Here is an 11,689-nt window from a genome sequence, read left to right on the forward strand (position 1 = left end):
CCGGCAGGACGCCGCCGTCCCCCGAGGCGGGCAGCGGTGCGCGGCGGTTTGCATTAGGGTCGCGGGAATGTCAGCAGGCGCCAAGGCCATGCAGATCCTGTTCATCATCGCGGGCACGTTCGCCATCGCGTTCGGCACGCTCGGCTCGATGGCCGAGGCCGACGACACGAAGAACGCGCAGTGGACGTGTTACCCGCCGGCGCGGCAGGGCGATGCGCAGAACTGCCGCGGTGAGCTGTCCGGCGGCGACCTCACCATCGCGACCAACTTCATCCTGGCCGGCATCGGGCTGATGATCGCGGGTGCCGCGTGCGCCATCGGCGGCCGGCGCGACGCCGCCGCCCCGCCGGTGCCGTTCGCGGTGCCGGGCCAGCCCCCGTTCCCGCCGCGGCCCGTGCCGCCCGGCAGCCCCGTCGTCCCCACCCAGGCCCCGCCCCCGCCCGCCTGGCCGTCGGCCTGAGACCACCCGACCCGTCAGGCGAGCCGGTACTCCTGGCCGGCGAGGGCCGGCCACCGCACCCGTGACCTGTCCGCCGGGGCGCCGGGCGCGCCGGTCACGGGCACCGGGTCGCCGGCCGCGGTCGTGACGGCGAGCCGTGACGGCAGCTCCACCACGAGCGGGCCGGTGCGGCTGGCGACGATCCGGGCCGCCGAGAGGCGCCCGTCGGACCAGGCAAGGTCCACGACGTGACCGCCGCGGCAGCGGATACCGCGCAGGCGGCCCGTGTGCCACGACGGGGGCAGCGCCGGCAGGAGGCTGACGGCGCCGGCGTGACTCTGCACCATGGTTTCCACGATGCCGGCGGCCACGCCCAGATTGCCGTCGATCTGGAAGATCCAGCCGCTGGCGCGGCCCGCGTCCGGGTGCAGGCTCAGCAGCGACGCGGAGCACAGGTCGGTGGCGAACGCGGTCAGCGTCTGCTCGGCGAGGGCGGCGAGGCGCAGCCGGGCGGCCAGGCACAGCACCCAGGCGCGGCTCCAGCCGGTGTGCCCGGTGCCGTGCGCGAGCCGCAGCAGCAGCGCCCGCCGGGCGGCCTCGAAGTGCGCGGGCGTGCCGGTCTCGGTGATCCGGGTGCCCGGGTAGAGGCCGTACAGGTGTGACAGGTGCCGGTGCCCGGGCTCGCGGGGTGGGCGCTGGTCGTACCACTCCAGGAGACATCCGTCGGTGCCGACCTGGACGGGTCGCAGCGCCCGCAGGGCCGAGACCGCCTCGGCGGAGCCCGTCAGGGCGGCGTACCGGGTGAGCACCTCCCGCGCGAGTTCCTGGTCCAGCGCACAGCCCCACGACGTGGCGGCGTGCCCGCCGGCGTGCCGGAAGTGGTGCTCCGGGGACGTGGACGGGCTGAACACCAGGGCGCCGGTGGGGTCGGGCACGAGCATGTCGAGGGTGAACCTGGCGGCGGCCTCGAGGACGGGCAGCACGTCCGCGGCGCCGCCGTGGTCGTGGTGGTCCCAGACGTGGGCGGACAGCCACAGCAGCGCCGACGGCCAGTTCGCCCACTGCGGGTCGCCCGGCACGGGCGCGGTGAAGCGCCACAGGTCGGTGTTGTGGTGCGCGGCGGCGCCACGGGCGGCGTAATACCCGGAGGCCGTGGCGGTGCCCGCGGCGGCGAGGTCGCGGGTCAGCGTCAGCAGCGGCTCGTGCAGGTCGGCGAGGCCGGTCGGCTCGGCGGCCCAGTAGTTCATCTGCGCGTTGATGTTCGTGGTCCAGTTGCTGCTCCATCCGGGCCGCACGTCGGCGTTCCAGATGCCCTGCAGGTTCAGCGGCTGCGTGCCGGGGCGGGAGCCGGCGATCAGCAGGTACCGGCCGAGGTGGAAGAACCGGTCGACGGACGGGAGCTCCAGGTCGGCCCGGTCGTAGTACCGGCGGTGGTCGGCGACGTGCCGCGCCCGCAGCACCGGCGTCGGCACGCCGAGCGCGGCGGTCACCGACGCGAGGGCCGCGCCGGCGATGGCGGCGAGGTCGGCGCTGGGCCGTTCGAATGGGCCGCGGAAGCCGGTGGCGGCCGCGGCGACGAGCCGGGTCTCGCCGGCGGTGTGCCGGACGGCGGCGGCGACGGCGAAGCCCATCCCGGCGGCGACGGTGCCGTCGGCGTCGCAGGGGTCGGTGGCGTACTCGACGCCCGGGTCGGCCGGGACGTAGTTGGGCAGCACGTGCGCCGGCGCCCGCCCGGTCCACACCAGGCACGGCCCGGCGCCGGCGTCGACGACGGCGGGCGTCACGGGGTGCGGCGTGCGCAGCCGCGGTGGCACGGCCGCGGCGAGGGTGCCGGGTCCGGTCGCGGACACGACCAGCACGCCGTCGGGCGCCGAGACGAACGCGGCGAGCCGCACAGGGTCGCCGCCCGTGTCGTAGCCGGTGACGGTGAGCGCGTCGGCGAGGTGCAGCTCGCGCCCGTACCCGGTGACGTCGTCGGCGGCGGCGTAGTCCCACTCGATGCGGCCGAGGGGCTGGTAGGACTGGGTCCACGCCGTCCCCTGCAGCTGCCCGGCCAGGGTCTCGGCGGCCGCGTGGTCCCCGGCGGCGATCGCCTCCCGCAGCCGGGGCAGCACACCAGGGTCGGGCCCGGGCGCGGCCGGCAGCGGCCCGCCGGACCAGAACGTGTCGGCGTTGAGGTCGATCCACTCGGTGCCGGGCCGCCCGTGCAGCATCGCGCCCAGGTGGCCGTTGCCGAGGGGGAACCCGTCGTGGAACTCCGCGGCGGGCGCGGGCGACGACAGCAGGTGCCGGTTCACGACGCCCGCCGGATCTCGACCTCGCCGGTGTCGTGGTGCAGCAGGAACACCAGGTCGCCGCGGCGCACCGCCTCCACGCCCGGCGGCAGGTCCGGCAGCACCGGCGCCACCCCCGCCTCGGCGCAGACCCGACGCAGCAGCCGGCGCATCGCGTCCGGCGCCGGGATCGTGGCCACGTACCAGGCGGTCCCGGCCCCGAAGCTTTTGCGCAGCACCGCGGGCCGCCCGTCCAGGGTGCCGCCGGCGACCGCCGCGACCGTCTCCGCGCCGCGCGCCTCGGTCCACTCCGCCCACATCGTCGCGGTGAAGTCGCCGAGCGACGACGACGTCACCGCGATCGGCGCGTCCAGCGGCCAGTGCTCCTCCACCCGCACCCCGAGCAGGTCCTGCCACGGTCCGGGCCAGCCGCCGGTGTACACCCGCTCGGACGGGTCGGTGACCCCGCTGAACGGCCCCACCACCAGCGTCCCGCCGCCGGCGACGTAGGACGCCAGGTGCGCGGCGGTGCGGGCGCTCACCTGGTACAGGTTCGGCACCAGCACCAGCCGGTAGCCGCCGAGCGCGCCCGTGCCCGGCACGAAGTCGCACGTGACGTTGTCGCTCCACAGTGGAGCGTAGTAGTCGGTGAGCCGGTCGGTGTAGCGGAACTCCGCGTGCGGCAGGTGGTCCAGCTCGACGGCCCGCCACGCGTCCCAGTCCAGCACGATCGCGACGTCCGCGGACACGGGCGTGCCGGCGACCCCGGACAGCCCGGCGAGCTCCCGGCCGAGCGCGCAGATCTCCCGGAACACCCGGGAGTCGGGGCCGGCGTGCGGGAGCATCGCGCCGTGGAAGCGTTCGGCGCCCTGCCGGGAGGCGCGCCACTGGAAGTGCAGGACGCCGTCGGCGCCGCGGGCGACGGCCTGCATCGACCACAGCCGGTTGAGGCCCGGGCGTTTCGGGGTGGCGACCGGCCGCCAGCTGGCGGCGCCCGGTGACTGCTCGGCCAGCAGCCACGGCCCGCCGCCGAGGGACCGCACGACGTCCTTCGACATCGCCGCGCGCATCGCGGCGGCGGGGTCGTTCGGGTCCGGGTACGTGTCCAGCGACACGAGGTCCTCGGCCGCAGCCCAGCGCCAGCCGTCGGTGTGCCGGTAGAGGTCCATGAAGTTGGTGGTGACCGGGACCGCCGGGTTGTGGGCGCGGACCGCGTCCCGTTCGGCGGTGAAGCACTCCAGCAGCATGTCGTCGCAGAAGCGCTGGTAGTCCAGGTCCTGCAGGGGGTTGATGACGTACTGGACGCGCCGCGGCGGCAGGACCTCCGCCCAGTCGCCGTACCGCTGCGACCACACGGCCGTGCCCCACGCGTCGTTGAGGCCGTCGAGGTCGCCGTACCGGTCGCGCAGCCAGCCGCGGAACCGGCCGGCGCAGTGCCCGCAGTGGCAGACGGTTCCGTACTCGTTGCCGATGTGCCACAGGCGCAGCGCGGGGTGCCGGGCGTATCGGGCCGCGACCGCGTCGCTGATCTCCAGGGCGGCGGACCGGTACGCGGGGGCGCACGGACAGTACTGGTTGCGCGACCCGTACAGGCGGCGGATGCCGTCGGGGCCCTGCGGCAGCGTGTCGGGGTGCCGGTGCCCCAGCCACGGCGGCGGTGAGGCGGTCGGCGTGGCGAGGGCGACGCTGATGCCGCCGCCGTGCAGCAGGTCCAGGACCGTGTCGAGCCAGTCGAACGTGTAGCGGTCCGGGGCGGGTTGCAGCGCCGCCCACGCGAAGACGCCGACGGTGACGAGGTTGACGCCGGCCTCCCGCATGAGCCGCACGTCGTCGGCCCACACGTGCGGCGGCCACTGTTCGGGGTTGTAGTCGCCGCCGTACAGCAGCCGCCCGCGCGTGACGTCGTGCAGTCCCGGCACCGCTCAGCCCTTGATCGCGCCGGTGAGCATGCCCTTGGTGAAGTGCCGCTGCACGAACGGGTACGCCACCACGATCGGGATGAGGGTGAGCGTGACGACCGCCATCTGCAGCGACAGCTGGGCGATCTGCTGATGGCCGGCGTACTGCCCGGTGCCGGTGACCCCGCCGCCGGGCATCGCGCTGCCCTGCAGCGTGTAGGTGTAGAGGATCATCTGCAGCGGCCATTTGCCGTTGTCGGGCAGGTAGAGCAGCGCGTTGAAGAACGAGTTCCAGTAGCCGACGGCGTAGAACAGGGCGATGACGGCGGTCACCGCCCGGGACGTCGGCAGCACCACCGACCACAGGATGCGCCACTCCCCCGCGCCGTCCATGCGGGCCGCATCGATGAGCTCCGGCGCGGTGCTGCTGAAGAAGCCGCGCATCACCAGGATGTTGAACACCGACACCGCGGCCGGCAGGACCATCGTCCAGTACTCGCCGTAGCCGCCCAGGGCGGTGACGACGAGGAACGACGGGATGAGCCCGCCGCTGAAGAACATGGTGACGACGAGGAACAGCAGGATGCCGCGGTGCGCGAGCGACCCTCGCCGCGACAGCCCGTAGGCGCACAGCACGGTCACCACCATCGACAGGGCCGTGCCGACGACGGTGAGGACGAGGCTGACGAGGAGCGAGTGGGTGACGAGCTGGTTGGTGAAGATCTGCCGGTACGCCTCCACCGTCAGCTCCGCCGGCACCGTGACCAGCCCGCCGGCCTCGTTGATCGCCGCCTGGGTGGAGAAGCTGGTGAGCACGATCGAGTACAGCGGCACCAGGATCACCGCCACGACGAGCAGCAGCACGACGCCCTTGCCGGCCTTGCCGGCCGCGGTCGGCGGCTCCTCCCAGACGGGTCCGGCGTGTCGGCGCCTCGGGGTGACAGCGGTCATTTCCGGTACAGTCCGTCCTCGCCGAAGGCGTGTGCGAGCTTGTTGGCGGCGAGCACCAGGATCAGTGACAGGACGCCCTTGAACAGGCCGGCGGCGGCGCCGTAGCTGAAGTTGTTGTTGACGACGCCGTAGTAGTAGGCGAACGTGTCGAGCACCTCGGAGGCGTCCCGGCCGACGGCCTGCCGCTGGATCAGCATCTGCTCGAAGCCGACGGTGAGGGCGTTGCCGAGGCGCAGGACGAGCATGAGCATGATGACGCCACGCATGCCGGGCAGCGTGATGTGCCACAGCCGGCGCCACCGCCCGGCGCCGTCGGCGGCGGCCGCCTCGTACAGGTTCTGGTCGATGGCGGCGAGCGCGGCGAGGAACACGATGATGCCCCAGCCGGCCTCCTTCCACACGGCCTGCGCGGTGACGAGGTACTTGAACGCGTCGGGGTTGGTCATGATGTCCCAGGTCGCCCAGCCGTGCCGGCGCAGCATCGTGTTGAGCGCGCCGGCGCCGCCGAGCATCTCCTGGAAGACGGTGACGACCAGGACCCAGGAGAAGAAGTGCGGCAGGTACACCACGGACTGCACGAACGAGCGGATCCGGGCGTTGGTGACCTCGTTGAACACCAGGGCGAGCGCGATCGGCACCGGGAAGTACAGGACGAGCTGCACGGCGCTGATGACGAGGGTGTTGCTCAGCGCGTGCCAGAAGATCGAGTCGGTGAGGAGCCGCTCGAAGTTGTCGAACCCGACGAACGGGCTGTACCAGAACCCGGAGTAGATGTCGTAGCTCTGGAACGCGGTGACGAGCCCGAACATCGGCGCGTAGGCGAACACCGCGAGCAGCGCGACAGCGGGCAGCGTCATGAGCAGCAGTGAACGGTCGCGGCGCAGCCGGATCCGCCACTGCTTCTCCGGCCGCGCGACGGTGGCCGGCCGCGTCACCGCGGCCGGCCTGGTGAGCGTCACCGGGTCCCTGCGTTCACTTGCCGGTGCCGTACTTCTCGCGGATGCCGTCGTAGAACTTGCGCAGGTCGTCGCCGCCCTGCTTGCGCCAGCTCGCGACCGCGTCGGTCCACGCCGAGATCGGCTTCCGGCCGAGCTTCACGTCCGTGATCGTGTCGATCATCGGCAGGTTGAGCGAGGAGAACTGGGCCGGCTCGCTGACGTTCATGCCGTAGAACAGAGGCTTCACCACGTACTTGACCATGTCGGCCTGCCATGCGGCGGCGTCCTTGGTCACCTGCACCGCGCCGGACTGCACGGTGCTCGCCGACGCCGGGCCGGCGAGGAACTGGTAGGTGGTGGCGATCTCCTTGCTGCCCTTCTCGGTCAGCAGCGGGTTGCCGTCGGTCATCGTGTAGTGGGTCCCGGCGGTGCCGAAGTTGACGGTCAGCCACTCGGCGGAGCCGTATGGCGCGGCGAGGTAGTTGGCGACCGCCAGCAGCTCCTTGATCTGGCCGTCGTTGAGCTTCTTGTTCAGGAAGCTGTACATGCCCGCGCCGTTGCCGAGGTCGACGGTGGGCTTGCCGCCGTTGGCGCTGAACAGCTTGAACGCCTGCCGGTTGTAGCCGGGGGTGGCGGCCGCGCCGGACTTGGCGTCGTCGCCGTTCCAGGCGCCGGTGCCGTCGGCGCAGACGGCGACCTTGCCGCTCCAGAAGCGCTGCTTGCCGTTCTGGCTGTTGTTGGCGACAGCGTCGGGGTGCAGGTAGCCGGCCTTCACCATCTTGGCGTGCCAGTTGAGCGCCTCGACGATGCCTTCCGTCTCGTACCGGTGCTGCAGCTTGCCGGCGGAGTCCGCGGCCCATGGGTAGCCGGTGGCGGGGAAGCCGAAGAGCTGGCAGATGTAGGCGGCGTCGTTGCCGAACAGGTCGTCGAACGCCCACTGCCCGGCGCTCGCGTTCGTCAGCGCCTTCCCGACGGCCTCGAGGTCGGCGATGCTCTTGACGTCGGCGGAGACGCCGGCCTTGTCGAAGAGGTCCTTGCGGTAGTAGTACATGCCGGCGATGACGGCGTTGGAGGAGTAGATCGGCAGGCCGTAGAGCTTGCCGTTCCACACCCCGGCGACCCACGCGTTGGTGGAGAGCGCGGCGAGGTTGGGGTACTGCTTGATCTTGTCGCCGGCCAGGTAGGGGGTCAGGTCGGCCAGCTTCGTGCGGACCGCCTCGCCGAAGTTGAGCTTCGTCATGGTCCACGTCGGAATGTTGATCCAGTCGGGGAGCTTGTCGGCGGCGAACAGCGGCGGTAGCAGGTCGGCGTAGGTGTTGCCGTCCGCCGGCTGCAGCTTCACGGTCGCGCCGAGCTCCTTGTTGACCGCGTCGTAGTAGGCGTTGCCGCTGGAGGGCGGGATCGCGCCCCACAGCGGGGTCATCGTCACGTACGTGCCGCCCTTGCCGACCTGGCCGGTGACGGTCTTCGGCGGGTTGGCCGGATAGGCGAGGAACGCCGGGTCGGTGGATGCGCCGTTGGCGCCGGCGACCACGGGGATGTCGGGCTTGACCAGGTCGCTCGCCGCGTGGGCGGGCAGGGCCTTGGCCAGGTCGCCCTCGCCGGTGGTGCCCGAGGCCTTCTCCTTGGGGCTGCCGCAGGCGTCGAGCAGCGGCACGGCCGCGATGACGGCGGCGGAGGTGAGCAGGCTTCGCCGGCTCATCCCCGGGGTCGCTCCGCTTTGCATGGTGGTTCCACCCTCCGGGTGATCGAGGTGCACGATGGGCGATCGGGCACGGTGCGCACGGACTGCCGTCAAAGTGCTGCCGAGGTGCTGCTGGGCGCTGTCGAAGCGCTTCGACGACGTTCGACTGCCAGACCGTAGGGCATCGATCGGCGTCCGACAAGGACATCGACGCCGACCCCCGTCCCACCGCGCGAACCGTGCCACGGAGCGTGAAAGTTTCGTGTCGTTTGACAGCCGCCGCCAGGCGGCCGATCATCGAAGCGCTTCGACAGCGCCCGTCTTCCTGCAGAGTGGGGACCCATGACCCAGCCGGACCTGCTGCGGCAGCTCACCCTGGCGGAGAAGATCGCGATGCTGCACCAGTCGCAGCCGGCCGTGCCGCGGCTCGGGATCGCCGCGTTCCACACCGGCTGCGAGGTGCTGCACGGCGTCGCCTGGCTCGGCCGGGCCACCGTCTTCCCACAGGCCGTCGGGCTCGGCGCGAGCTGGGACCGGGCCCTCGTGCGCGCCGTCGGCGAGGCCGCCTCGGCGGAGGTCCGCGCCTTCCACCACGACCCGCCGGAGCCGCATCGGCGGGCCTCGCTCAACGTGTGGGCGCCGGTGGTGAACCCGCTGCGCGACCCGCGGTGGGGGCGCAACGAGGAGGGCTACAGCGAGGACCCGTTCGCCACCGCCGAGCTCGCGGTCGCGTTCTGCACGGGGCTGCGCGGCCCGCACCCCGAGGTGTGGCGGACCGCGCCGGTCCTCAAGCACTTCCTCGCCTACAACCTGGAGACCGCCCGGGACCTGGTCGACGTCACCGTCCCCGAGCGGGTCCTGCACGAGTACGAGCTGCCCGGGTTCCTCGCGCCGCTGCGCGCGGGCGTGGCCGCCGGGGTGATGCCGGCCTACAACCTCGTCAACGGCGTCCCGAACCACGTGCACCCGCTGCTCGAGTCGGTGCTGCGCGCGGCGGCGCCCGACCTGGTGGTGTGCTCCGACGCGCAGGCACCGTCGAACCTCGTCGAGACCGAGCGCCACTTCACGAGCCACGCCGAGTCGCACGCCGCCGCGCTGCGCGCCGGGGTCGACAGCTACACCGACAACGGGCCCGACAGCGGTCCGACCATCGCCCGGTTCACGTCGGCGTTGCGGCAGGGTCTGATCACGGAGGCCGACGTCGACGCCGCGGTCGGCCGGATCCTGCGGATGCGGGCCAGCACCGGCGAGTTCGACCCGGCGCACGACCCGTACAGCGGGATCCGCCGCGACGTCATCGCCTGCGACGCGCACGCCCGGCTCGCCGCTCGCGCCGCCCACGCGGGGATCGTGCTGCTGAAGAACTCCCCCGGCGCGCTGCCGTGGGCGGATCCCGGCCACGTCGCGGTCATCGGGCACCTCGGCGACCGGGTGCTCACCGACTGGTACAGCGGCACCCTCCCCTACGCGGTCACCGTCGCGTCGGCCCTCGGCGCCGCATCCACCGTGGACGGTGCCGACCACGTCAGGCTGTCCACACCGGACGGACGGCACCTCGGCGCGGACGGGACGCTGGGCGAGGGGACGGTCTTCGCGCACCACGACTGGGGCACCAGCGTGCAGTGCCCGGTCGCCGTGCACACGTTGCAGGACACCGTTTCCGGCCGCTACCTGACCGTCGGCGACGACGACGCGGTCGCCGCCACCGCGGTGACTCCCGACGGGTGGGTGGTGCGGGAGCTGTGGGAGTTGCACCCCGCCGGACCCGGCGAGTTCCTGCTCTGGTCCAACGCGCTCGGCCGGTACGTGAGCGAAGGCCCCGACGGTCGCCTGGTCGCGGGCGCGACGGACGGCGCGCTGCGGTTCGTCCGGGAGCTGGTGACGTCCGGCGTGGACGCGGCCGTCGCCGCCGCCCGCGCCGCGGACCGGGTCGTCGTGGTGCTCGGCAACGACCCGCACATCAACGGCCGCGAGACCGTCGACCGCGACTCGCTCGCCCTGCCGCCGGAGCAGGAGCGGCTGCTGCGGGCGGTCGCGGCCGCCAACCCGCACACGGTGCTGGCGCTGGTGTCCAGCTACCCGTACGCGATCGACTGGGCGCAGGAGCACGTGCCGGCGATCCTGTGGACCTCACACGCCGGCCAGGAGCTCGGCACCGCCGTCGCCGGCACCCTCCTCGGCGCTCACAACCCCGGCGGCCGGCTGCCGCAGACGTGGTACCGCGCGGACACCGTCCTGCCGGACCCCGCCGACTACGACATCATCGGATCCCGCTGGACCTACCAGTACCACCGCGGCGAGCCGCTGTATCCGTTCGGCCACGGCCTGTCGTACACCACCTTCAACCACACCCTCGACGTCACGCCGGCCGAGTCAGGCGTGGCGGCCGAGGCGGGCCTGACCGCCACGGTGACCGTCACCAACACCGGCGACCGCGCCGGCGACGAGGTCGTGCAGGCCTACGTCACCCCGGACTGCTGGCCGGTCCCGGCGCCGGCGCGGAAGCTGGTCGGCTTCGAGCGGGTGCCGCTGGCGGCGGGCGAGTCCCGCGAGGTCCGCTTCGACGTGCCGCTGACGGCGCTCGCGTACTGGTCCGGCGGCTTCGTGACCCCGCCGGGCAAGTACACGTTCCACACCGGCCCCACCACCAGCCGCACCGTGACGGTTCAGGAGTAGGTGAAGGCGAAGCCTTCAGCGCGCAGCTTCGCCGACGACACCGGCACGACCGGGGTCCAGATCTCGCTCCGGTAGGTGAGGTCCGGCCGGCCCTCGGCGGCGCAGATCGCGCCGAACGCCTCCCGGTTCGTGGGCGGGAGGACCGCGTCGGGCACCGCGTTGTAGACGCCCGCGAGCCCCGCCGACACGACCAGGTCCAGCGCGGCGGCGGCGTCGCGGTAGTCGATGCGGTACAGCAGCGCGTCCGGCGCGAACGGCACGCTGCCGCCGAGCAGCTCGTGCGCCATCCTGACCCGCGACGGGTAGTCGAGGTCGCGGGGGTGCCCGTACACGTCGGGAATCCTCACCACGGCGCCGTTGTCGCCGCCCAGCACGGCACGCTCCGCGGCGATGAAGTTGCGCGGCGACGCGTCGTCGCTGACGGTCAGCGGACTCTCCTCGTCGACCACCGCCCCTTCACCGGCGCCGTAGACGGACACGGAGCTGGTGAACACGACCCGCGGGTGCACGCGGGCCGCGGTCGCCGCCGAGGCGGTGAGCGTGTCGGCGTACTCCGCGACCCGCTCGCGGGCGTCGAACGCTCGGCTGACCCGCGGGCTGACGGTGAGCACGACCGCATCCGCGTCCCGGGTCGCCCGCCGGACCGCGTCCTCGTCGCTGCCGCGCAGGACGACGACGTCGGCGCAGACGGCTCCGACCTCGGCGACCCGCCGCTGCGACGTGGTGGTCCCGACGACGTGGTGCCCCGCCGCCGACCACCGCCCGGCCAGCTCCATCCCGACGTTGCCGCACCCGATCACGACGTACCGCATCCGCACCCTCCCTAAAGG

General features: G+C 73.0%; 8 protein-coding genes. 2 read left to right on the forward strand and 6 right to left on the reverse strand.

Annotated elements, in window-relative coordinates; translation table 11 throughout:
* The first annotated feature begins 67 nt into the window (after positions 1-67).
* Positions 68-460 (forward strand): hypothetical protein, encoded by a 393-nt coding sequence (locus ABD332_RS34775; protein ID WP_344506771.1) that lies wholly within the window; start codon positions 68-70, stop codon positions 458-460.
* A 14-nt stretch (positions 461-474) separates the two neighbouring features.
* Here the strand turns inward: ABD332_RS34775 and ABD332_RS34780 are convergent, their stop codons facing one another.
* Genes ABD332_RS34780 through ABD332_RS34800 form a run of 5 tightly spaced genes read right to left on the reverse strand, consistent with a single transcriptional unit; the run spans position 475 to position 8,201 of the window.
* Positions 475-2,736: a glycoside hydrolase family 95 protein gene (locus ABD332_RS34780; protein ID WP_344506773.1), complete on the reverse strand. Its 2,262-nt coding sequence runs from the start codon at positions 2,734-2,736 to the stop codon at positions 475-477.
* A complete protein-coding gene (locus tag ABD332_RS34785) occupies positions 2,733-4,631 on the reverse strand; it encodes a beta-galactosidase (protein WP_344506775.1) in 1,899 nt (632 codons plus the stop codon). Before ABD332_RS34785 ends, ABD332_RS34780 begins: the two co-directional genes overlap by 4 nt.
* Before the next feature lie 3 nt (positions 4,632-4,634).
* Complete coding sequence (locus tag ABD332_RS34790; protein WP_344506777.1) at positions 4,635-5,561, reverse strand: carbohydrate ABC transporter permease; 927 nt, start codon at positions 5,559-5,561, stop codon at positions 4,635-4,637.
* Positions 5,558-6,520: an ABC transporter permease gene (locus tag ABD332_RS34795; protein WP_344506779.1), complete on the reverse strand. Its 963-nt coding sequence runs from the start codon at positions 6,518-6,520 to the stop codon at positions 5,558-5,560. The genes ABD332_RS34790 and ABD332_RS34795 overlap by 4 nt, the downstream gene beginning before the upstream one ends.
* 13 nt (positions 6,521-6,533) lie before the next feature.
* Positions 6,534-8,201: a type 2 periplasmic-binding domain-containing protein gene (locus ABD332_RS34800; protein WP_344506781.1), complete on the reverse strand. Its 1,668-nt coding sequence runs from the start codon at positions 8,199-8,201 to the stop codon at positions 6,534-6,536.
* A 324-nt stretch (positions 8,202-8,525) separates the two neighbouring features.
* Here ABD332_RS34800 and ABD332_RS34805 point away from each other — a divergent pair, with 324 nt between their 5' ends.
* Complete coding sequence (locus ABD332_RS34805; RefSeq protein ID WP_344506783.1) at positions 8,526-10,859, forward strand: glycoside hydrolase family 3 C-terminal domain-containing protein; 2,334 nt, start codon at positions 8,526-8,528, stop codon at positions 10,857-10,859.
* On the opposite strand, the gene ABD332_RS34810 is transcribed toward ABD332_RS34805, so the two are convergent.
* Positions 10,850-11,671: an NAD-binding protein gene (locus tag ABD332_RS34810; protein WP_344506785.1), complete on the reverse strand. Its 822-nt coding sequence runs from the start codon at positions 11,669-11,671 to the stop codon at positions 10,850-10,852. The two genes, ABD332_RS34805 and ABD332_RS34810, sit on opposite strands and share 10 nt — an antisense overlap.
* Positions 11,672-11,689 lie beyond the last annotated feature (18 nt).

The organism is Dactylosporangium maewongense (genome assembly GCF_039531485.1).
In the GTDB taxonomy this organism is placed as follows: domain Bacteria; phylum Actinomycetota; class Actinomycetes; order Mycobacteriales; family Micromonosporaceae; genus Dactylosporangium; species Dactylosporangium maewongense.

What these genes read in the sequence shown, in the direction of transcription:
- ABD332_RS34775 (WP_344506771.1), top strand. Translation starts at nt 68, where the DNA reads ATGTCAGCAGGCGCCAAGGCCATGCAGATCCTGTTCATCATCGCGGGC.
- ABD332_RS34790 (WP_344506777.1), bottom strand. Translation starts at nt 5,561, where the DNA reads ATGACCGCTGTCACCCCGAGGCGCCGACACGCCGGACCCGTCTGGGAG.
- ABD332_RS34800 (WP_344506781.1), bottom strand. Translation starts at nt 8,201, where the DNA reads ATGAGCCGGCGAAGCCTGCTCACCTCCGCCGCCGTCATCGCGGCCGTG.
- ABD332_RS34805 (WP_344506783.1), top strand. Translation starts at nt 8,526, where the DNA reads ATGACCCAGCCGGACCTGCTGCGGCAGCTCACCCTGGCGGAGAAGATC.
- ABD332_RS34810 (WP_344506785.1), bottom strand. Translation starts at nt 11,671, where the DNA reads ATGCGGTACGTCGTGATCGGGTGCGGCAACGTCGGGATGGAGCTGGCC.